The 23,553-nt window shown below is 71.1% G+C and carries 11 protein-coding genes; 8 read left to right on the forward strand and 3 right to left on the reverse strand.

Translation table 11 applies throughout. The features are described from left to right. The coding region (locus ACFCXS_RS32985) for an amino acid adenylation domain-containing protein (RefSeq protein ID WP_376647032.1) at positions 1-13,512 on the forward strand (13,512 nt) is incomplete at its 5' end. A 134-nt stretch (positions 13,513-13,646) separates the two neighbouring features. Beyond that, positions 13,647-14,651: a class I SAM-dependent methyltransferase gene (locus ACFCXS_RS32990; RefSeq protein WP_376647033.1), complete on the forward strand. Its 1,005-nt coding sequence runs from the start codon at positions 13,647-13,649 to the stop codon at positions 14,649-14,651. A gap of 192 nt (positions 14,652-14,843) precedes the next feature. Here the strand turns inward: ACFCXS_RS32990 and ACFCXS_RS32995 are convergent, their stop codons facing one another. The 3 genes from ACFCXS_RS32995 to ACFCXS_RS33005 form a co-directional block, all read right to left on the reverse strand. Beyond that, positions 14,844-15,266, reverse strand: coding sequence for a type II toxin-antitoxin system VapC family toxin (locus ACFCXS_RS32995; protein ID WP_376647034.1), 423 nt, complete (start codon positions 15,264-15,266; stop codon positions 14,844-14,846). Beyond that, the gene (locus ACFCXS_RS33000; RefSeq protein ID WP_376647035.1) at positions 15,263-15,493 is read right to left on the reverse strand and encodes an antitoxin; all 231 of its coding nucleotides are present in this window, start codon (positions 15,491-15,493) and stop codon (positions 15,263-15,265) included. The genes ACFCXS_RS32995 and ACFCXS_RS33000 overlap by 4 nt, the downstream gene beginning before the upstream one ends. A gap of 1,431 nt (positions 15,494-16,924) precedes the next feature. Then, on the reverse strand, positions 16,925-17,578 hold the full coding sequence (locus ACFCXS_RS33005) for a DJ-1/PfpI family protein (RefSeq protein WP_376647036.1): 654 nt from the start codon (positions 17,576-17,578) through the stop codon (positions 16,925-16,927). Positions 17,579-17,715: 137 nt separating this feature from the next. Between ACFCXS_RS33005 and ACFCXS_RS33010 the strand changes: the two genes are divergently transcribed. The 6 genes from ACFCXS_RS33010 to ACFCXS_RS33035 all read left to right on the forward strand — a co-directional run bounded on the left by ACFCXS_RS33010 (position 17,716) and on the right by ACFCXS_RS33035 (position 23,474). After that, entirely contained in the window at positions 17,716-18,675 is a 960-nt protein-coding gene (locus ACFCXS_RS33010) for a GlxA family transcriptional regulator (protein ID WP_376647037.1), read from the forward strand. Positions 18,676-18,799: 124 nt separating this feature from the next. After that, a complete protein-coding gene (locus tag ACFCXS_RS33015; protein WP_376647038.1) occupies positions 18,800-19,021 on the forward strand; it encodes a hypothetical protein in 222 nt (73 codons plus the stop codon). After that, positions 19,018-21,306 carry a heavy metal translocating P-type ATPase gene (locus ACFCXS_RS33020; protein WP_376647039.1) on the forward strand — a complete coding sequence of 763 codons (2,289 nt, stop codon included), beginning with the start codon at positions 19,018-19,020 and terminating at the stop codon, positions 21,304-21,306. Before ACFCXS_RS33015 ends, ACFCXS_RS33020 begins: the two co-directional genes overlap by 4 nt. Further along, positions 21,303-21,842 (forward strand): copper chaperone PCu(A)C, encoded by a 540-nt coding sequence (locus ACFCXS_RS33025; protein WP_376647040.1) that lies wholly within the window; start codon positions 21,303-21,305, stop codon positions 21,840-21,842. Before ACFCXS_RS33020 ends, ACFCXS_RS33025 begins: the two co-directional genes overlap by 4 nt. 134 nt (positions 21,843-21,976) lie before the next feature. Beyond that, positions 21,977-22,657 (forward strand): hypothetical protein, encoded by a 681-nt coding sequence (locus ACFCXS_RS33030; protein WP_376647041.1) that lies wholly within the window; start codon positions 21,977-21,979, stop codon positions 22,655-22,657. A gap of 208 nt (positions 22,658-22,865) precedes the next feature. After that, positions 22,866-23,474, forward strand: a complete 609-nt coding sequence (locus ACFCXS_RS33035; RefSeq protein ID WP_376647042.1) for a sigma-70 family RNA polymerase sigma factor — start codon at positions 22,866-22,868, stop codon at positions 23,472-23,474. The last annotated feature ends 79 nt before the right edge of the window (positions 23,475-23,553 follow it).

The raw sequence follows: 23,553 nt of genomic DNA on the forward strand, positions 1-23,553 counted from the left end.
GTCGGCGATGTCGTCGTCACCGCCCGGGACCACGACGGCGACAAGAGGCTGGTCGCGTATTACACGGGTGTCGGTGTGGAGGTGCAGGCCCTGCGTGAGCACCTGCGCGCCACCCTGCCCGACTACATGGTGCCTTCGTCCTTCGTACGGCTGGACGCCCTGCCGCTCACCCAGAACGGCAAGACCGACCGCAACGCCCTGCCCGCCCCGGACACCGACGCCCTCGCGCGCAGGGACTTCGAAGCGCCGGTGGGTGAGGTGGAGCAGGTCCTGGCCGAGACCTGGGCGGATCTGCTGGGGGTCGAGCGGGTCGGCCGTCACGACCACTTCTTCGAACTCGGTGGGCACTCCCTCCTGGCCGTCTCCATGACCGACCGGATACGCCGGACCGGGCTGCGGGCGGATGTGCGCACGCTCTTCACCTCACCGGTGCTGGCCGACTTCGCCGCGACGGTCGACGACGTGGACGGACAGGAGGCGGTCCCGCCGAACCTGCTCCCGCCGGACGGCGCGGTCATCACCCCGGACCTGCTGCCGCTGGTGGAACTGGAGCAGGGCGAGATCGACGAGATCGTCTCCCGGGTGCCCGGCGGCGCGGCCAACGTCCAGGACATCTACCCCCTGGCGCCCCTGCAGGAAGGCCTCCTGTTCCACCACATGATGAGCGCCGATGGCGACGTCTATCTGGACCTCTCGGTCCTGGCCTTCGACACGCGGGCCCGGCTGGACTCGTTCCTGGCGGCCTTGCAGGCGGCGGTCGACCGGCACGACATCCTCCGTACCGGAGTGACCTCCCAGGGCGTCCGCGAGCCGGTGCAGGTCGTGTGGCGCAAGGCGGTCCTGCCGGTCGAGGAGATCGCGCTGGACGAGGACCGCGACGCGGTGGAGGAACTGCGTACCCGCTTCGACCCGCGGGAATACCGGATCGACCTCGCACACGCGCCGCTGCTGCGGGTGATGATCGCCTTCGACCGGCGGCGGAACCGCTGGCTGTCCCTGCTGCTGACCCACCACCTGATACTGGACCAGACCACGGTGGCCCTGCTGCTCGACGAGGTCCGCACCCAGATGGACGGCGCGGCTTCGTCGGACGGTACGGCACCCTCCTCGCCGGCGGCCCCGCCGTTCCGGGACTACGTGGCCCGGACCCGGTCGGCGGTGAGCCACGGCGGACACGAGGAGTTCTTCACCCGGCTCCTCGGCGGGATCGACCAGCCGACGGCTCCGTTCGGCGTCCTCGACGTGCGGGGCGGCGCCGCCGGGGAGACCGAGGCACGGCACGCCCTCGACGAGGTCCTGGCCCTGCGGGTGCGCGAGCAGGCGCGGGTGCTGGGTGTGAGCCCGGCCGCCCTCTTCCATGTCGCGTGGGCTCAAGTCCTCGGGCGGCTGTGCGACCAGTCCGACGTGGTGTTCGGAACCGTTCTGTTCGGACGCGCACAGGGCGGAACGGACCGGATGCCGGGCATGTTCGTGAACACCCTGCCCCTGCGCGTCACCATCGGCGACGACAGCGTCCGCCACACCGTGGCCCGGACCCACGCCCTGCTGGCCGACCTGCTGCGCTACGAGTACGCCCCGCTCACCGCCGCCCAGCGGTGCAGCGGCGTCCCCGCCCCCACCCCGCTGTTCACCTCGTTGCTCAACTACCGGCATGTCGCGGCCCACAGCACGGTGACGGCTCCCCGCCCGGCCGGCGAAGGCATCGAGATCCTGCACACCGAGGAACGCACCAACTACCCCGTCGGCATCGCGGTCGACGACTTCGGCACGGCCTTCGAGCTCACCGCGCAGACGGCACGCGGCCTGGACGCGGAGTTGGTGTGCGACATGACGCGCACGGCCCTGGAGGGGCTCGTGGACGCGCTCCAGCACGCGCCCGAGACCCCGGCGGAGCGCATCGACGCCCTGCCCGCGCCGCACACCGAGCGGGTGGTGTACGAGTGGAACGACACCGCGGCCGCCTTCCCGGACGAGGCCTGTGCGCACGAGCTGTTCGAGCGGCAGGTGACCGTCCGCGCGGACGCCCCGGCCGTGGTCGCCGAGGACGGCACCCTGACCTACGGGCACCTCAACGCGGCGGCCAACCGACTGGCGCGACACCTGCGCTCCCTCGGCGTGGGACCCGACACGCGGGTCGCCGTCTGCCTCGAACGCGGCCTCGATCTCGTCGTCGCCGTGCTCGCGGTCCTGAAGGCCGGCGGCGCCTACGTCCCCCTCGACCCCGGCTACCCGCGGGAACGGCTCCGCTTCATGCTGGACGACAGCGCGCCCGTGGTGGCCCTGACCCACAGCCGGCTCGGCGGCCTTGTGGAGGACCACGGCCGTGTCGTCCGCGTGGATGCCGACGCCCACTACTGGGCCGACCTCGACGACACCGACCTCGACCGGGGCGGCCTCACCCCCGACCACCTCGCGTACGTCATCCACACCTCCGGCTCCACAGGCGTGCCGAAGGGCGTCATGGTCGAACACCGCAGCGTGTGCAACCTGGGGCTCTCTCGGCTCCCGGGGTTCGAAGTGGGGCCGGAGCACCGTCTCCTGCAGTTCGCCTCGTTCAGTTTCGACGGGTTCGTCTTCGAGCTGTTCGTCACCCTCTTCCGGGGCGCGTCCCTGCACGTCCCTCCGCCGGGCCCGTTGCTCGGCGACGATCTCCTCCGCATGGCCGCCGACCATGCGGTGACCCATGCCGTGCTGCCCCCGGCCGTCCTGGCCTCACTGCCCGACGACGCCGCTCTGCCGTCCGTCACGTCGCTCATCGTGTCCGGCGACGCGCCCCCGGAGACGGTCATGAACCGCTGGTCCGAGGGACGGTCGCTCGTCAACGGGTACGGACCGACGGAAGCCACCGTGTGCGCGACACTCCACCCCTGCGAGGAGGGCGGCACAACCGGCCGCACGCCCATCGGCCGCCCCATCGCGAACACCCGCGTCTACGTGCTGGACAGCCGGGGGCGTCCGGCGCCCGTGGGCGTGGTGGGCGAGTTGTACGTGGCGGGGGTCGGCGTCGGCCGTGGCTATCTGGGACGTGGGGAGCTGACGGCGGAGCGGTTCGTGGAGGATCCGTTCGTGCCGGGGAGCCGGATGTACCGCACGGGGGACCTGGGCCGCTGGCTGCCGGACGGTTCGGTCGAGTTCGCGGGCCGCGGCGACTTCCAGGTCAAGGTGCGCGGCTTCCGTGTCGAGTTGGGCGAGGTCGAGGCCCGGCTGGGTGAGATACCGGGCGTCGGCGACGTCGTCGTGACCGCCCGGAAGCACGAGGGAGACGACCGGCTCGTCGCGTATGTCACCGGTGAGGCGGAGGCGGAGTCGGTGCGTGCGCGTCTGGCGGCGGTGTTGCCGGAGTACATGGTGCCGGCGGCGTTCGTACGGCTGGCCGAGCTGCCACTGAGCCCCAACGGCAAGGTGGACCGCAAGGCCCTGCCCGCCCCGGACACCGACGCTTTCGCGCGCAGGGGTTTCGAGGCGCCGGCGGGCCAAGTGGAGGAGGCCCTCGCGGAGATCTGGGCGGACCTGCTGGGCATCGAGCGGGTCGGCCGCCTGGACCACTTCTTCGAACTCGGAGGACACTCCCTGCTCGCCGTGTCGCTCGTCGAGCGGATGCGGCGGGCGGGACTGACCGCTGACGTGCGGGCACTGTTCACCACTCCCGTCCTCGCCGACTTCGCCGCGACGGTGGACAACGCGGCCGACCAGGCGACGGTGCCGCCGAGCCTGATCGAGCCGGGCTGCACGCTGATCACGCCTGACCTGCTGCCGCTGGTGGAGCTGGAGCAGGACGAGATCGACGGGATCGTCTCCCGGGTGCCGGGCGGCACGGCGAACGTGCAGGACATCTACCCGTTGGCGCCCTTGCAGGAGGGCATCCTCTTCCACCACATGATGAGCGCGGAAGGAGACGTGTACCTCGATCCGTCGACCTTGACGTTCGACACGAGGGCCCGCCTCGACGCGTTCGTCGCGGCCTTGCAGGCGGTGGTGGACCGGCACGACATCCTGCGGACGGCGGTGGTGTGGCAGGGCGTGCGTGAGCCGGTGCAGGTGGTGTGGCGGCAGGCGACCGTGCCGGTGGAGGAGGTCCGGCTGGACGGTGCGGGGGAGGCGGTGGAGCAGTTGCGCGACCGCTTCGATCCCCGCCGGTACCGGATGGACGTCGGACAGGCCCCGCTGCTGCGGGCCGCCGTGGCCCACGACGGAGCCCGGGACCGGTGGCTGCTGCTGTTGCTGACCCACCACATGGTGGTGGACCACACCACGCTGGTCGTCCTGCTCGACGAGGTACGGCACGTCCTCCGCGGCGAGGCGGACGCTCTGCCGCCCGCCCTGCCGTTCCGCGACTTCGTCGTGCGGGCGCGGTCGGCGGTGAGCCGTGCCGAGCACGAGGAGTTCTTCACACGGCTGCTCGGCGAGGTCACCGAACCGACCACGCCGTTCGGGCTGCTGGACGTGCGCGGCGACGGCTCGGGGGTGACCGAGGCCAAGCGCGCGGTGGCACAGGGCCTGGCAGCACGGATCCGCGCACGGGCACGAGCGCTCGGAGTGAGCCCGGCCGCGCTCTGCCATGTGGCCTGGGCCCAGGTCCTCGGCCGGGTGTGCGACCGCACCGACGTGGTCTTCGGAACGGTGCTGCTCGGCCGCATGCAGGGCGGTGCCGGATCGGACCGGGTGCTGGGCATGTTCATCAACACCCTCCCCATCAGGGTCGAGATCGACGGCGGCGTACGCGACACCGTGCTGCGCACCTCCGCGCTGCTCGCGGACCTGCTCAGGCACGAGCACGCCCCGCTCACCCTCGCCCAGCGGTGCAGCCGCGTGACCGCCCCCACACCGCTGTTCACCTCCCTGCTCAACTACCGTCACACCTCGGCCGAGCAGGTCACCTCCCTGATCTCCGCCGACGGCGGCTGGGCGGGGACGGAGGTCCTCAGCAGCGACGAACGCAGCAACTACCCCCTGACCCTCGATGTCGACGACTTCGGCGCGGACTTCGAGCTGACAGCGCAGGCGGTGGACGGCGTGGACGCCGCGTCGGTGTGCGACATGATGCACACCGCGCTGGAAGGGCTGGTGGACGCGCTGGCGCAGGCTCCGGAGAGCCCCGCCGACCAGGTCGACGTGCTGCCCGCCGCCGCCCGGGACCAGGTGGTGGAGTCCTGGAACGACACGGCGGAAGCGTTCCCCCTCCACCTCTGCGCGCACGAGCTGATCCAGCAGCGGGCGGCCGAGTCCGGCGATGCGGTCGCGGTCGTGGCCGAGGAAGGGCAGCTCACCTACCGGGAGTTGAACACCGCGGCCAACCGGCTCGCCCGGCACCTGCGCTCGCTCGGGGTGACACCGGACACGCGGGTGGCGATCTGCCTGGACCGCGGCCTCGACATGGTCACCGCGCTGCTGGCCGTCCTCAAGGCGGGCGGGGCCTATGTCCCCCTCGACCCGACCTACCCGCGCGACCGCCTTCGGTTCATGGTCGCGGACAGTGCTCCTGTCGTGGTCCTCACCCGCACCCGCCACGACCACCTCGTCGACGACCACGACCGGGTCGTACGCATGGACGTCGACGGTGGCCTCTGGGCCGACCGGCCGGCCGACGACCTCGACCGGGACGAACTGACCGCGGAGCACCTCGCCTACGTCATCTACACCTCCGGCTCCACCGGAACGCCCAAGGGCGTCATGATCGAACACCGCCACCTGGTGAACTACGCGCTCGGAGCGGCCCGACTGTTCGGCATCACCCGCGACGACGTCGTCCTCCAGCAGAACACCCTGGGCTTCGACCTCTCGGTGGAGGAGATGTTCCCCGCCCTGGTCACCGGGGCGGCGCTGCTGGTGAGCACCGACCCGTTCGGAGCGGGCGATCCCGGCGACACGTCTCCGACGGTCCTGCATCTCACCGCGGCACACTGGCACGCCCTCGTCACCGAATGGGAGCGGTCGCCCGGTCTGATCCACGAGCAACTCCAGGCGGTACGACTGCTCAACGTCACCGGCGACACACTCTCCCCCCAGAAGCTGATGCGGTGGGACGCCGTACGGCCGACGGGAACACGGCTCGTCAACACGTACGGCCCGACAGAGGCGACCGTCTCCTGCACCGCCGCGTACGTCACGCACGACCCCGCTCTCGCGAGCGTCCCGATCGGGAGACCGCTGCCCAACTACCGCATCCACATCCTGGACGGCCGGGGTCGTCCGGTGCCCGCGGGTGCGGTGGGCGAGTTGCATGTGGCCGGGGTGAGCGTGGGACGCGGCTATCTGGGACGTGGGGAGCTGACGGCGGAGCGGTTCGTGGAGGATCCGTTCGTGCCGGGGGGCCGGATGTACCGGACGGGGGACCTGGGCCGCTGGCTGTCCGACGGTTCGATCGAGTTCCTGGGGCGCGGCGACTTCCAGGTGAAGGTGCGGGGCTTCCGGATCGAGTTGGGCGAGGTCGAGGCCCGGCTGGGCGAGGCGCCCGGCGTGGACGAGGCCGTGGTCGTGGCCCGTGAGGGCGACGACGGCAAGCAGTTGGTCGCGTATGTCACCGGTGAGGTGGAGGCGGAGTCGGTGCGCGCGCATCTGGCGGCGGTGCTGCCGGAGTACATGGTGCCGGCGGCGTTCGTACGGTTGGCCGAGCTGCCGCTGACACCGAACGGGAAGGTGGACCGTAAGGCCCTGCCCGCCCCTGGCACCGACGCTTTCGCGCGCAGGGGCTTCGAGGCGCCGGTGGGTGCGGTGGAGCAGGCGCTGGCGGAGATCTGGGCGGAGCTGCTGGGGGTGGAGCGGGTCGGCCGCCAGGATCACTTCTTCGAGCTGGGCGGGCACTCGCTGCTGGCGGTGTCGCTCGTCGAGCGGTTGCGGCGGGCGGGGCTGACCGCGGATGTGCGGGCGCTGTTCACCACTCCCGTCCTCGCCGACTTCGCGGCGACGGTCGGCGGCGCGGCCGACCGGGTCGTGGTGCCGCCGAGCCTGGTCGAGCCGGGCTGCACGCGGATCACGCCGGACCTGCTGCCGCTGGTGGAGCTGGAGCAGGACGAGATCGACGAGGTCGTCTCCCGGGTGCCCGGCGGCGCGGCCAACGTCCAGGACGTCTACCCGTTGGCGCCCTTGCAGGAGGGCATCCTCTTCCACCACATGATGGGGGACGGCGGCGACGCCTACCTCGAGACACTTGTCCTCGGCTTCGGCCCCGACCGAACAGAGATCTCCGCGTTCGTCGCGGCCTTGCAGGCGGTGGTGGACCGGCACGACATCCTGCGGACGGCGGTGGTGTGGCAGGGCGTGCGTGAGCCGGTGCAGGTGGTGTGGCGGCAGGCGACCGTGCCGGTGGAGGAGGTCCAGCTGGACGGTGCCGGGGACGCGGTGGAGCAGTTGCGCGACCGCTTCGATCCCCGCCGGTACCGGATGGACGTCGGCCAGGCCCCGCTGCTCCGCGTGATCACCGCGTTCGACCGGGGGCGGGGCAGGTGGCTGGTGCTCCTGTTGACCCATCACCTCGCCATCGACCATGTCGCGCAGGAAGTGCTGCAGGAAGAGGTCTTCCTCCACCACCAGGGCCGGACGGACGCCCTGCCGCCCGCGCTGCCGTTCCGCGACTTCGTGGCAGAGGCACGCCTGGGCGTGAGCCGCGCCGAACACGAGGAGTTCTTCACCCGGCAGCTGGGAGACGTCAGCGAGCCGACCGTGCCGTTCGGGCTCGTGGATGTGCGCGGCGACGGATCGGCCGTGGCAGAGGCGCATCATTCCGTGGAAGCGGACCTGGCGCGGCGGATCCGCGCCTGTGCCCGCACGTTGGGGGTGAGCGCGGCAGCGCTGTGGCATGTGGCGTGGGCGCAGGTTCTGGCCCGGGTGTGCGATCAGGACGACGTGGTGTTCGGGACGGTGCTGTTCGGCCGTATGCAGGCCGGTGCCGGATCGGACCGGGTGCTGGGCATGTTCATCAACACGCTGCCCCTGCGCGTCACCGTCGCCGACGACGGCGTACGGGAGGTCGTACGCGAGACCCACGCCCGCCTGGCAGACCTGTTGCGCCACGAACACGCGCCGCTGGTACTGGCGCAGGGGCGCAGCGGCGTCCCCGCCCCGGCCCCGCTGTTCACCTCGCTGCTCAACTACCGCCACAGCCAGGCGGAGGGCTCCGTCGATGCCGCCCTCACCTGGGAGGGCGTTGACGTGCTGTTCCGCGAGGAGCGCACCAACTACCCGGTCACCGTGTCGGTCGACGACTTCGGTGTCGGTTTCGAGCTCACCGCTCATGCCGCCGACGGAGCCGACCCGGAACTGCTGTGCGCGATGCTGCACACCGCCCTCGGCAACCTCGTGTCCGCGCTGGAGCAGTCGTCGCCCGAGACGCCCGCGAACCGGGTGGAGACGTTGCCCGACCGGTACCGCGTCCTTGTCCAGGACTGGAACGACACCGCGGTCGAGTACCCGGACCAGGCACTGGTGCACGAACTGTTCGAGCGGCAGGCGGCGCGGTCCGAGGACGCCGTGGCCGTCGTCGGCGTCGACGACCAGGAGATGACGTACCGGGAGCTGAACGCGGCGGCGAACCGGCTGGCGCGCCATCTGCGGTCGCTCGGCGTCGGGCCGGACACGCGGGTGGCGGTCTGCCTCGACCAGGGCGCGGACCTCGTCGTCGCCGTACTCGCCGTCCTGAAGGCCGGAGGCGCCTACGTCCCCCTGGACCCCGCCCACCCGCACCAGCGGCTACGGTTCATGCTCGCCGACAGTGACGCGGCCGTCGTGCTCACCCACACACGCCTCAAGGACCTCGCGGACGGCCACGACCGGGTCGTCCGCATGGACGTCGACGGCGGTCTCTGGGCCGACCGGCCGGACGACGACCTCGACCGGGGCGAGTCGACCGCCGACCACCTCGCCTACGTCATCTACACCTCGGGCTCCACCGGAGTACCCAAGGGCGTGGCGATGCCGCACGGGCCTTTGGTGAACCTCCTGCGCTGGCAGACGTCCCGCCCGGACTGGATCCCCCGTCGCACGGTGCAGTTCTCCGCGCTGGGATTCGACGTGTCCTTCCAGGAGATGTTCTCGACCCTCGTCTCCGGCGGGTGCTTCGTCCTCATGGACGCGAGCCTCAAGCCGGACGGGGAGAGGCTGCTGGCATTCCTCACGGAGCGGAAGATCGAACGTGTCTTCCTCCCGTACGCCGCCCTGCGCATGCTGGCCGACAGCGCCACCGGCGGGCCTGCCGCGATCCGCGCCCTCTCGCTACGGGAGGTGATCACCGCGGGGGAGCAGCTGGTCGTCAGCGGTTCGGTGGCCGCGTTCTTCGCGCAGCTGCCCGACTGCCGGCTGGAGAACCAGTACGGGCCGACCGAGACACACGTCGTCACCGCGCTGACCCTGCCGCGCGATGTCGCCCACTGGCCGAAGCTGCCGCCGATCGGCCGACCGGTCGCGAACACCCGGATCCACCTCCTCGACCGGCACGGTCGTCCCACACCCCAGGGTGCGGTCGGGGAGATCCATGTGAGCGGGGCCGGCGTGGCACGTGGGTACCTCGGTCGGCCGGACCTGACCGCGGAGCGGTTCGTGGAGGATCCTTTCGTGCCGGGTGCCCGGATGTACCGGACGGGGGACCTGGGCCGTTGGCTGCCCGACGGTTCGATCGAGTTCCTGGGGCGCAACGACTTCCAGGTGAAGATCCGGGGCTTCCGGGTCGACCCGGGGGAGATCGAGGCCCGCCTCGGCGATGTGCCCGGTGTGGGAGACGTCGTGGTCACGGCTCGCGAGCACGAGGGCGGCCACCGTCTGGTCGCCTACTACACCAGTGGTGAGGATTCCGTCGACGCCGGTCTGCTGCGCGCCCATCTGCGAGGCGTGCTGCCGGAGTACATGGTGCCGGCGGCGTTCGTACGGCTCGCCGAGCTGCCGTTGAGCCCGAACGGGAAGGTGGACCGCAGGGCCCTGCCCGCCCCGGACACCGACGCCTTCGCGAGCAGGGGCTTCGAAGCGCCGGTGGGTGCGGTGGAGCAGGCGCTGGCGGAGATCTGGGCGGAGCTGCTGGGAATCGAGCGTGTCGGCCGCCAGGACCACTTCTTCGAACTCGGAGGCCACTCCCTCCTGGCGGTGTCGCTCGTCGAGCGGATGCGCCGGGCGGGACTGCGAGGAGAGGTGCGGGCACTGTTCACCTCGCCTGTGCTGAGCGACTTCGCCGCGGCCATGGAGAGTGCGGGTGCCGAGGTCGCGGTACCGCCGAACCGGATCCCGCCGCACTGCGCGGCCATCACGCCCGACTTGCTGCCGCTGGTGGAGCTGGGCCAGGAGGAGATCGACGAGGTCGTCTCACGCGTGCCGGGCGGCGCGGAGAACGTGCAGGACATCTACCCGTTGGCGCCCTTGCAAGAGGGCATCTTCTTCCACCACATGATGGTGGGGAACGGCGATCCGTACGTACTTCCAGCCGTACTGGCCTTCGACACACGGGCACGGCTGGACGGCTTCCTCGCCGCCCTGCAGACGGTCGTCGACCGGCACGACATCCTGCGGACCGGGGTGGTGTGGCAGGGCATCCGCGAGCCCGTCCAGGTGGTGTGGCGCGAGGCCGCCGTCTCACTGGACGAGGTCGTACTGAGCGGTGACGAGGACGCCGTCGAGCAGTTGCGCGACCGCTTCGATCCCCGCAGCCACCGGATGGATCTCGGTGCCGCCCCGCTGATGCAGGCCTTCGCCGCATTCGACGCGGAGCGTGGCCGTTGGCTGCTGCTGCTGTTGACCCACCACCTGATCCTGGACCACACCACCCTGGTGGTGCTCCTGGAGGAGGTGCGGCAGGTGCTTCGCGGTGACCGCGACACGCTGCCCCCCGCGCTGCCGTTCAGGAACTTCGTCGCACAGGCGCGGCTGGGCGTGAGCCGTGCCGAGCACGAGGAGTTCTTCACCCGTCTGCTGGCCGACATCGACGAACCCACCGCCCCCTTCGGCCTGTTGGACGTCCACGGTGACGCCTCAGGGGTGGCGGAGGCACGCCGTGCGGTGGAGGGGAACCTGGCGGCGCGCGTGCGGGAACAGGCGCGGGTGCTGGGGGTGAGTGCGGCAGCGCTGTGGCATGTGGCGTGGGCGCAGGTTCTGGCCCGGGTGTGCGATCAGGACGACGTGGTGTTCGGGACGGTGCTGTTCGGCCGTATGCAGGCCGGTGCCGGATCGGACCGGGTGCTGGGCATGTTCATCAACACGCTGCCCCTGCGCGTCACCGTCGCCGGCGACGGGGCACGGGAGACGGTGACGCGCACCCACGCGTTGCTCGCCGACCTGCTGCGCCACGAGCACGCTCCGCTCACCCTCGCCCAGCGGTGCAGCGCCGTCCCCGCCCCGGCCCCGCTGTTCACCTCGTTGCTCAACTACCGCCACTCCGCCGGCGAAGACCCCGCCGGCCAGTCCGCACTGCGGTGGGAAGGCGTCGAGGGGCTGCTCCACGAGGACCGCACGAACTACCCGGTGACGCTGTCGGTGGACGACCTCGGCGCGGGGTTCGACCTCACCGCACAGGTCGCGTCCGGAGCGGACCCCGAACAGGTCTGCGAGCTGACGCACACCGCCCTGGAGCGCCTGGTCGACGCTCTGGAACACGCTCCGGAAACCCCGATGGAGCTGATCGACGTACTGCCCGCTCCTCGGTGGAACGAGACAGCGCCCCGCGGGAACGACACCGCGATCGCGCACCCCGAGCAGCCGTGCGTCCATGAGCTGTTCCAACGGCAGGCCGCCGCCCGCGGGGACGCGGTCGCCGTGACCGCCGAGGACGGTGCCCTGACCTACGGTGAGCTGAACGCCCAGGCCAACCGGCTGGCCCGCCACCTGCGGTCGCTGGGCGTCGGACCGGACGTGCTGGTGGCGGTCTGCGTCGAACGCGGCCTGGACCTGATCGTGGCGGTGCTGGCGGTACTGAAGGCGGGCGCCGCGTACGTACCGCTGGATCCCGGCTACCCGGGGGAGCGGCTGCGGTTCATGATCACGGACAGCGCTCCCGCGGTCGTCCTGACGCAGGATCGTCTGGCCGACCGGTTCAGCGACCACGACCAGGTCGTGTGCCTGGACACCGACAGTCATCGATGGGGCGACCTCGCGGCCACCGACCTCGCCCGTGCCGGGCTGACCGGGGAACATCTCGCCTACGTCATCTACACCTCCGGCTCCACCGGAACCCCCAAGGGTGTGATGGTGGAGCACCGGCAGGTGACGCGGCTGTTCTCCGCCACACGCGAGCTGTTCGCGTTCGACAGCGGTGACGTCTGGTGCCTGTTCCACTCCTTCGCCTTCGACTTCTCGGTCTGGGAGATCTGGGGAGCCCTGGCTCACGGCGGCCGGCTCGTCGTCGTGGACAAGGACACCGCCCGCTCACCGGACGCCTTCCACGAACTGGTGTGCCGCGAAGGGGTGACGGTACTCAACCAGACACCGAGTGCCTTCCGGCGCTTCGTGACGGCGAGCGACGGCAGCGGCCGAAGCCACCGCCTGCGCCACGTGGTCTTCGGAGGCGAGGCACTGGACCCGGCCGCGCTGGAGCCCTGGTGGCGCGAGAACGACCCCGCCTCGACACGCCTGACGAACATGTACGGCATCACGGAGACGACGGTGCACGTCACCCACTGCCCGCTCGGCCCGGGTACGCGACAGTCGGGCGCGCACAGCCCGATCGGGACGCCGCTCGCCGACCTCTCGGTGTACCTGCTGGACCGGCGGGGCCGCCCGGTGCCGACCGGTGCCGTCGGTGAGATCCATGTCGGCGGCGCCGGTGTGGCTCGTGGCTACCTGGGCCGCCCGGAGCTGACGGCGCAGCGGTTCCTGCCGGATCCGTTCGTCTCCCGGCCGGACGCGCGGATGTACCGGTCGGGTGACCTGGGCCGATGGCGTCCGGACGGGACCCTTGAGTACCTGGGCCGCAACGACTTCCAGGTCAAGATCCGTGGCTTCCGCATCGAGTTGGGCGAGATCGAGGCCTGCCTGGCCGAGGCCGACGGAGTCCGCGAAGCCGTCGTGGTCGCACAGGAGCACGGCACGCATGAGCACGGCACGCATGAGCACGGCGCGGGCGACACGCGTCTGATCGCCTACTACGTCGCGTCCACCGACCCCGCCCCCGACGCACACCAGCTGCGCGAGCACCTCAGCGGCACCCTTCCCGACCACATGGTCCCGGCGGCGTTCGTACGCATCGCCCAGGTTCCGTTGACGGCGAACGGCAAGATCGACCGCAAGGCACTGCCCGCCCCGGACACGGGCGCCTTCGCGCAGCGCGGCTACGAGCCGCCGGCAGGCGAGGTGGAGGCGAGCCTGGCGCCGATCTGGGCGGAACTGCTGGGGGTGGAGCGCGTCGGACGCGGCGACCACTTCTTCGAACTCGGCGGCCACTCCCTGCTGGCGGTCTCCCTCATCGAGCGGATGCGTCAGGCCGGGCTGCGGGCCGACGTGCGGGCGTTGTTCACCAGCCCGACGCTGTCGGCGTTCGCGGCGGCGACGGAACTCACCAGGGCGCACGGCGTGGACGACGACATCACCGAGATCAGGTTGTGAGCCACCGGCCCGGGACAGCGCACGGTCCGTGACCTCGTACGACCGCCCCCCCCGCCGGGCGCGACACCACAGCCCATTGCCCACCTCACCGTCGAGGTGTGACCGAAGCCGACAGGACAGGGAGACGAAGAACAGTGAACGGACAGGACATCCGGGGCCAGGCCGACGCGTTGGCGGAGCGGTACCCGGACCTCCGCGACCGGGTGGACCCCTCCCGGGTCGAACGCCTGCTCGGCGAGGCGGCCAAGGACGCGGTACACCGCGACGACTTCGGTTCCTCCGCCGAGGGCGGACGGGGCCAGAGCTACGTCGCCGCGCAGCGGTCCACCCACACTCGGGCACACGGAATCAACCAGCTCGCGCGTCTTTTCACCGAGCGCAGCCGGGCCCAGTCGGACGTGGTGCTCGATCTGCTCGGCGGCGACGGGCTCGTAGCCCGGGTCCTGGAGTCGACCGGCACGACAGCCCCGCGGGTCATCACGTGCGACGCCTCGCCGTTCATGGTGGAGGCCGCCTGGGCCCAAGGCATCCCGGCCCTGCTGCAGCGCGCCGAGTCGCTGCTCTTCCACACCGGGTCGGTGGGCGGAGTGCTCTTGGCCTACGGCACGCACCACATCCCCGAGGCAGACCGGCAGCGGGTGGCCGACGAGGCGTTCCGGGTGATCGAACCCGGTGGTGTCTTCGTGCTGCACGACTTCCTGGCGGGTTCGCCGGTCGACACATGGTTCACCAAAGTCGTGGACGTGTATGCGGCGACCGGACACGACCACCCTCATTTCCAGCTCGAGGAGACGGAGTCCCTACTGACCTCGGCCGGGTTCACCGACGTCGAACTGCTGTCGCTGGACGACCCGTTCGTGGTCAAGGGCCCCACCCGGGAACAGGCCGAGCTTGAGCTGGGCCGCTACCTTGTCGACATGTACGGCCTTGTCGCGCTGGTCGACGAGTACGGGCCGGAGGACGCCGCCCGACGCGCGTTCGAGCTGGCCTGCGACATCTTCCAGTACGAACGACCGGAACCGGCCCGCAGCGCGGTGTGCGCGGAGCCGGACACGGTGGGCGATCAGTGGACGGTGACGATGCCGCGGGAGGCGCTGGTAGCTGTCGGACGCAGACCGCCGCGCGACGTGGCCGCCTGACGACGCCCCGGACGCCGGGCTGAGGAGGTTGATGAAAACGGACGCCGTCCGCAGACTTCCGGTTGGTGCCGGCCCGGCTCCCCACTGGCCTGACGGCATCCCGGACGGATGCGCTGCGGCTCAAGGCAAAGAACGTCCGACACCACGGACCGTTCATGGGTGGTGGAACCCTGCGCGTTGGTGCCGACGGGGTCAGGTGCTGGGTGCCTCGAAGGTCTCGATCGCGCAGCGTGTTGCCCCGCTGCGCTCGATCCTGGCGTCGCTGGTGATCAGTGGGACACCGAGGCTCTCTGCGAGGGCCACGTAATGGGCGTCGTAGACGGAGAGGTTGTTCGACAACTCGCGTACGCGCCGCCACAGGACCAGCGTGGGGTGCAGATCGAGGGCGAGGGTCTGGTAATCGGTGATCGCCTTCACGGCCTCCTTTTCCGTGATCTTCGGCTTGCTGCCTCGCCGGCCGCGGGCCAGCCCGAAGACGGCCGAGGTGATCTCGTAGTCCAGCAGGCCGGGCGCTGCGAGGCTGTCGGCGCGGCTCACCCGCTCACGGATCGCGGTTCCGGTCTCGCCGTGGTCGAGGAGGAAGTGCACGAGGCTGGAGCAGTCAACGACGATCAACGTCGGCCCCGCCCGTCCTCGATGGCGTCGAGGATGTCGGTCGTGCTGAGCTCGGTGCGGGTTTCCCGCTCCAGGCGGGTGGCCATCTCCGTGAGGGTGGGCTTGGCGGCTTCCCGGGAGAGAAGGTCCAGGGCGTACGCCTGGAGAGACTTGCCCGCCTGCGCGGCGCGGACCTTCAGGGCGTTGACTGTGTCGTCCGGGACATCCCGGATCGTGATCGCGGTCATGCCTTCACTTTAGCAGCCATGCAGGCAATATGCAGTCATCAGGGCCGGTCGTACTGCCACAGTGGTACTGGCCCAACCGTGGGGATGCGGCGAATCCAAACGCTGCCGCTTGTCGGGCTCGTCGACGGACGCGGTGCTGCGCCCGTCGACGGCTCCACATCGGCGGCCCGAGCTGGATCAACCAGCACGCCGACGGCAACCCCTGGCGGAACAACTTCCGTGCCCGGACCATGCAGGTGGGTAGAGGTCAGAGTGAGGTGCTACCGGGGACGATCCGTGGAGGAGCCCACTGGTGGATGGCTTGTAGAGGTCCCACAGTGACCTCCGCTCATCCCGCCGGCCGGTCGACCGTGTCGTTGCAAGCCCGGCTCCAGTCTCGCTGGCGGGCACGGCGAGAGCCCGCCGGTGGACAGGCGGTGGACAGACGCCTTTGGACGGTGCATCACGGGATGGCACGGGCTAACCTGCCGCACGTGCTCTGATCAGGAAAAACGTCACCGGACAGTACGGCGAGGCACTACGCAACACGAACGCTCATGGTCTCGTAATGCGTAGGTCTCGGGTTCGAATCCCGAAGGCGGCTCCATCCGGGACCCCAGGTCAGGCCTCTGACCTGGGGTTTTTTGTTGTTCGTGCTGTCTCGTCCGGGCAGGATTGCGGCTGTTGACCTGCGCAGCCGTGATGCGTAGGTCGGAGGTTTGATCGCGGGTGTGGTTCATATCGTCCGGGAGGTGAAAGCCGTCTGACCTGCTGCTTTCAAGGCTTGGATGATGCCTGATCAGTTTCGGATGTCGATGGTGCGCGCAAGGGGAGCGCATCGGTGCATTCGGAGTGCAGCGGGTGGTCTGAGTGACGGGCCGTCGAGCGGGGCGCGTCGTCCGTGCCGAGATTGTCGATGTCGGTCAACTTGCGGCGCAGTTGATCTCCTGTGTCGCGGGACAATCTGGGAAGTGCGCAGGTGGACACGGCGGTTTACTGTCAAAGGATCTGCCGTCTTTGCGCGGCGGATGCCAGGGGTTCGACTCCCCTGGGCTCCACTTGCTTGCACCTCTCTGAACTGCGGAAAAGCAGTCAGGGGGGTGCCAAAATGCAAGCGGCTAACGGGGCCGGGACGAGTTTCGTCCCGGTCTGGTACGGCAGAGGCGGTTGCGCCGGGTGAAAGGGAGGGCAGGCCGGCGACTTTGGGGCGGAGCCCTGAGCGGTATCGCCGGGCGGGCCGGGTGCCTGGTCGGAGGAGGGCGTGTCGCTCACTATGGGCAGTGCGAAGCCGAAGCCGCCCGGCACCAGCGCCGCGGAGACCATAACGACCGTGCGCTGCTGGGCGGCCGTCAACTGCGGCTGTCCGCTCTTGTGCACGCGGCCCCGAACTCCTCGTTGCCCAGGCCGACGTGCTCCTCGTCGTCGCGCTGTCGGCCATGGCTTTTAGAGGCGTCAGCGGTGTGCGTCGAGCAGTGCCTTGCGCAGAGCCTGGTCGTCCTCCGGGGTCGAGGATCCGGACTGCCACGGATAGTCCAGAACCTGTGCCACCGTCCGGGCCATCTCGGTCCCCTCAAGGCGGTCGACGAGGTGGAGTGCCATGTCGATGCCGGCGGAGACGCCCGCGCTGGTCACGATGTGTCCGGCGTCGACCCAGCGCTGCTCGGCGCGTACCTCGATGTCCGGGGAGTGCAACGCGAGGTCGTCAAGGACGCTCCAGTGAGAGGTCGCGGGGAGCCCGTTGAGGAGCCCTGCCGCCGCGAGGACGAGGGCGCCGTTGCAGACCGACGCCAGGAGCGCGCCCTCGGCCGAGAGGGACCGCAGGCGTGACAGGTGGGCCTGGTCGGTCTGGAGGGCGTCGACTCCGGCGCCGCCCGGATGGATGAGGAGGTCCGGCTTCGGGTCGTCGTCGACGGCGCCGTCGGGTGTGACCCTCAGCCCCAGACCGCAGCGCACCGGTCCGCCGTCGATGCTCGCGGTGCGGACGACGACGTCACGTTCGGTCAGCTCCTGCCAGAAGCGGAGGGCCTCCCACGGGCCGATCGCGTCCAACTCCTCGACGCCTTCGAACAACAACACGGTGACTCGGTACGGGCGGGCTTCGGGCATGACTGTGGACCTCCTGGCGGAGCGGGTGGGGTGAATTCGACGTGGTGCCGGGCCACTTGACCTGGTCGTTTCGATCGTCCGAGGACGCCGTCACCCCGACAAGTGGCAGAAGTGGCCAAGGCGGATAGATTTCTGCCATGACCGTTCATCGCGTCGCCGTGCTCGCCCTCGACGGAGTACTGCCGATGGAAGTCGGCATGCCCTTCCACATCCTCGACAGGCCGGAGCTGTCCTACGAGTTGACGCTCTGCGGCCGTACTCCCGGACCCGTCGTGACGGACAACGGATGGCCGCTGACCGCCACGCACGGCTTTGACGCGGTCGGCGCCGCGGACACCGTGATCGTGCCCGCCTTCCACGGTCACGGACCCGCCGGCGGCGTACCGGACGACGTGGTGGCGGCCCTGCGCCGGGCCCACCGCGACGGCGCCCGGATCGCCTCGATCTGCACCGGGGCGTTCGCGCTCGCCGCCGCGGGGCTGCTCGACGGCAGGCGCGCGACGACCCACTGGCGCTACGCCGACGACCTGGCCCGCCTCCACCCGGCGGTCGAGGTCGATCCCGACGTGCTCTATGTCGATGACGGGGGTGTCCTGACCTCCGCGGGGGTGGCCAGCGGCATCGACCTCTGCCTGCATCTTCTGCGCCGCGACAACGGGGCGGCCGTGGCGAACGCGGTGGCGCGGGAGATCGTCGCCGCACCGCGACGGGAGGGCGGGCAGGCGCAGTTCATCAGGAGGCCGTCCGCGCCGCCTGCGAGGACGGGTCTCGGGGCGACCCTGGAGTGGGCGCTGACCCGCCTCGACCAGCCGCTGACGGTCGCCGGACTGGCCGCCCACGCCCGGCTCTCCACCCGGACCTTCGTGCGCGCCTTCGCGGCCGAGACCGGCACCACCCCGATCCGCTGGCTCAACGCGGCACGTGTGGACCGGGCCCGCGAACTCCTGGAGACCACCGACGCCACCGTCGGCCGCATCGGCGAGCTCTGCGGCCTCGGCACCCCGGCGAACCTGCGGCAGCACTTCCGCCGCGCCACGGGGACCACGCCGAGCGAGTACCGCCAGGCATTCACCGTGATCCGACCCTTCCCCATGTGACGCACGTCATGGTCGAGCGTCGGAACTCGGTGCCTTGCCACTCCGACTCCTGGAGCGGCATGGCTTCAACCGCTGCCTCTCGTACGACGGTTCGATGAGAACGATGAGAACAGGAAGGTCGAGCATGGCCGAGTCCCCGCGCAGATTCCTGCCTCCGCCGACGCTCTGCGGCTTCCTGCTGCTTCTCGTCCTGGTGTTCTCGGTGTCGTACGCCGTCGGATCGGCCGCCGGACCGGTGGCGCCCGGTATGCGCGGCACGGGGAGCACCCCGACCGGCGGCGGGAGCGAAGGCGGCAGCGAGGGTGGCATGGAGGACATGCCGGGGATGCACGGGAGCGGCGAGTGACGGCGGATGAGCCGGTGACGAGCCCGGTGGTTACGGACATCGCCGTCGGCGGTATGACCTGCGCGGCCTGTGTCCGGCGGGTGGAGAAGAAGCTCGCCAAGCTGGACGGTGTCACCGCGACCGTGAACCTGGCCACCGGGCTGGCCCGGGTCAGTCATCCGGAGAGCGTGCTGCCGGAGGAACTCGTCGTCGCGGTCGAGCAGGCGGGCTATCAGGCCGTTTTGCCCGTACGCGAGGAGAAGAAGGGGGCAGCCGAGGACGACGGGTCCGCGGCCACCGCCCGTCAGGAACGCGAACGGCTCCTCGTCACCGCGCTGCTCGCCGTCCCGGTCCTGGTCCTCTCCATGGTTCCGGACCTGCAGTTCCGCAACTGGCAGTGGCTGTGTTTCGCGCTGGCCGCCCCGGTGGCGGTGTGGAGCGCCTGGCCCTTCCACGAGCGGGCGGTACGAGGGCTGCGGCATTCCACGGCCACCATGGACACCCTTGTCTCGCTGGGCGTCGTCGCCTCCTTCTCCTGGTCGGCGTACGCGCTGTTCCTCGGGGGAGCGGGTGAGCCGGGGATGCGGATGCCGTTCAGTCTGCTGCCGTCCGCGTCGGACGGCACGGCGCACGTCTATCTCGAAGCCGCCGTGAGCGTGCCGCTGTTCGTGCTGACCGGGCGGTTCCTGGAGGCGCGGGCACGCCGGGGGACCGGAGCGGCCCTGCGCTCGCTGGCGGAGCTGGCGGCCAAGGAGGTCTCCGTCCGTGACGAGCGCGGCGAACGCTCCGTCCCCATCGGGGAGTTGTGTGTCGGGCAGGTCTTCGTCGTGCGCCCCGGCGAGCGCGTCGCCACCGACGGGCGGGTGACGGAGGGCAGTTCCGCCGTGGACCTGTCCCTGGTCACCGGCGAGAGCGAGCCCGTCGAGGTGGGCCCCGGATCGGCGCTGGTCGGCGGGGCCGTGAATGCCGGCGGGCTGCTTCTCGTACGGGCCACGGCAGTTGGCGCCGACACCCAGCTGGCGCGGATCACCCGGCTGGTGACGGAGGCGCAGGCGGGCAAGGCTCGGGCGCAGCGGCTGGCCGACGCGGTGGCCGGGGTGTTCGTGCCGGTCGTGCTGTCCGTCGCGGTGACCGTCCTCGGGTTCTGGCTCGGCGCCGGGGCCGATCCGCAGGCGGCGCTCACCGCCTGTGTGGCCGTCCTCGTCGTGGCCTGCCCCTGTGCGCTCGGATTGGCCACCCCGACCGCCCTGATGGCCGCCACCGGGCGCGGGGCCCAGCTGGGTGTGCTGGTGAGCGGGCCGCAGACGCTGGAGGCGCTCCAGCACGTGGACACGGTCGTACTCGACAAGACCGGCACTCTGACCTCCGGCCATATGACGGTCGCCCAGGTGACCGCGGTGCCCGGTGGGCTGGGGCAGGAGGAGCTGTTGCGGCTGGCCGGGGCGGTGGAGCAGGGTTCCGAGCATCCGCTCGGTCGGGCGATCACGGCGCACGCGCGCCGTTCGTCGGCCGGGGAACCGCTGCCCGCCGTGCGGGACTTCGTCGCCACACCGGGACGGGGTGTCAAGGGCCGCGTGGACGGTCGTACGGTCGAAGTGGTCGCGTTGGATGGTGAGTTGACCGGCGTGCTGGCCGAGGCGCTGGCCGCGGCGGAGAGCGCCGCGCACACGCCCGTACTCGTGCGCGTGGACGGCCGGGCCGAGGCCCTGATCGCCGTCGGTGATCTCGTGCGGCCCGGCAGCTACCGGGCCGTGGACCGGCTGCGGCGGCTCGGTATCCGCCCGGTGCTCGCCACCGGCGACCACGAGGCGCCCGCACGTGCCGTGGCCGAGGCTCTGGGTATCGACGAGGTGCACGCCCGCTGCTCACCGGAGGACAAGGCCGCCCTGGTGCGTCAGTTGCAGGAGGAGGGCTACCGGGTCGCGGTCGTCGGGGACGGCGTGAACGATGCCGCCGCGCTCGCCGGCGCCGATTTGGGCATTGCCATGGGCGGCGGCACAGACGTGGCCATCGGGGCCGCCGACCTGACCCTGGTGCGCGGCGACATCGAGGCGCTCGCCGATGCCGTACGGCTGGCCCGGCGCACGCTCGGCACCATCCGCGCCAACCTGGTGTGGGCCTTCGGCTACAACGTTGTCACCGTGCCGCTCGCGATGGTCGGGCTGCTCAACCCCATGGTCGCCGCCGCCGCGATGTCGGCGAGCTCCGTGCTGGTGGTCGGCAACAGCCTGCGGCTGCGCGCCTGGCAGCCCTCGCCCACACGCACACGCGGGACGCTGTCCGGGCAGGCAGGTGCCGTCCGATGAGGAAAGCCCTGGAGCGGATATCGGCCCGGATCGGCGACCGGCGACGGCTGAGGGACACCGCCCTGGCCGCCCTCGTGCCCGTCGCCGCGTGCAGTGTGGCCCTGGCGGGACTGACTGCCTGGACGGGCACGGGCAAGGCCGGTACTCCGGCACGGGTACGGGTCACCGACGGACGCGTCCTGCTGCCGTCGGCGGGTGTCCCGGAGACGGCGGCGTTCTTCCGCATCGCCAACGAGGGCGGCTCGGCCGACCAGCTGATACGGGTCACCTCGCCCGACGTCCCCGGCGGCATCACGCTCGCCCGACACCGGATGAACGGGGGGAACGGGGCCTACCGGAGCGCGGTCGGCTCCGTCGCCGTCGCGGCGGGCGACAGCCTCGACATGTCGCCGACCGGGGTGGACCTGACGGTCTCCGCCGGTTCGGGGAAGTGGCGGTCGGGCGACCTCGTCCCCTTCACCCTGGAGTTCCGGCGCAGCGGGCGGGTCAAGGTGCTCGCGGTCGTGGTGCGTCCGGGGACCATCTCCTTCCAGTAGTCGTCCCGGTGGACCGTCGAGTTCCCGCGCCGATCAGGTGACATGAGTCACTGTCCGGTTCGTGAGTCGCGGGCCCGGGGTGCGTCCATACCCTCTGACGACGATTGGGACCCGGGTGCGAAGATGGGCGCGTCATGGCTGTCGGAGGGTGGTGCCGCACGCTGCGGGCCGGTGTGTTCGCCACCGCCTGCGTGCTGCTGGCTGCCCTCGGCCACGTGATGATGTCCGGCGCTACCGTCCCCTGGTGGACCATGGCCGCCGGTGCGGCGGCGACCGGCACGGCCGGCTGGCTGCTGGCCGGTCGTGAGCGCGGGCGCGCGCTGATCGTCACCGTCGTGGTCGCCGCCCAGGCGGTGCTCCACGAGACGTTCTCCCTGGGGCAGACCCTGATGTCCGGACCGGCATCCGATCCGGCTGCCACCCACACGGGCATGGACATGGATGCCATGGACATGGGGTCCATGGACACGGGCGGCATGACGCACATGACGCACATGACGCACGGCTCCGGCGGCATGGGGCACACGCACACCATGGGCGGCTCCGCCTCGTTCGGGATGCTCGCCGCCCACCTCCTCGCCGCCGTCCTGTGCGGCTTGTGGCTCGCGTACGGCGAGCGCGCCGTCTTCCGCGTCCTGCGGGCCGCGGCAGCCCGGCTGACCGCGCCGCTGCGGATGCTGCTGGCGCTGCCCGTGCCGGCCCGCCGTCCCTCCGTGTGCAGGCGCCGTACCGCGTTCCGGTCCGCTCTGGCCCGCTTCCTTCTCTGCTGCTCGGTCACCTCCCGGGGGCCGCCCGTGGGCGCCGCTGTCGTCTGAGACAGCCGGAACGACCGGGGCAGAACCGCTTTCCTCCATGCCGTGATTCCCGTGTGGAGGGCAGCACGCTCGCCGTACGAGCCAATGCGACGCGCGACGAGCCCCGGGCATTCGCCGTACCCACCGCGTACGGCCGCACCCATGTCCCGCAGAGCCGACGTGTCCCGTGACGGGACGCCGGCTCCGGATGACCCGAGAAGGACACCACGTGACCACTTCTGTCCTGCCCGCTCCCCGCCGGCCGGAGCGTGCCACGGCGGACGCCTCCGCCACCGCCTGGGCACTGGCCGCCCGCGGCGGCGACCCCGACGCGGCCGAGCACTTCGTCCGCGCGCTGCACGGCGACGTACTGCGCTACGTCGCCTTTCTGAGCGGCGATCCCCAGGCCGCCGACGACCTGGCCCAGGACACGTTCGTCCGGGCCCTCGACAGCCTGCCGAGGTTCGAGGGGCGGTCCTCGGCCCGCACCTGGCTGCTGTCCATCGCCCGTCGCGCGGTGGCCGACAGCTTCCGCCGGGCTGCGGTCCGGCCCCGGCTGGCCGACGCGCATGACTGGCAGTCGGCCATGGAGCGTGCCCAGCCATGCGGACTGCCGGGCTTCGACGACGGCGTCGCGCTCCTCGACCTGCTGGAGACGCTGTCGGACGAGCGCCGTGAGGCGTTCCTGCTGACGCAGGTGGTGGGGCTGCCGTACGACGAGGCGGCCGGTTTCATCGGCTGCCCCGTCGGCACGGTCCGCTCCAGGGTGGCCCGCGCCCGGGCCGCCCTGGACCGCCTGCTGCTGCAAGCCGAGACACAGGCCGCCGAAGCGGCGTGACGGGAAGGCCGGCGCCTGCCGGCAGGCGCCGGCCTTCGCCGAATACGCAGCGATCGACGGGAACTTGGAGCCGTCTCCT

The sequence above is a fragment of the Streptomyces sp. NPDC056373 genome (assembly GCF_042262425.1).
Taxonomy (GTDB): Bacteria; Actinomycetota; Actinomycetes; order Streptomycetales; family Streptomycetaceae; genus Streptomyces.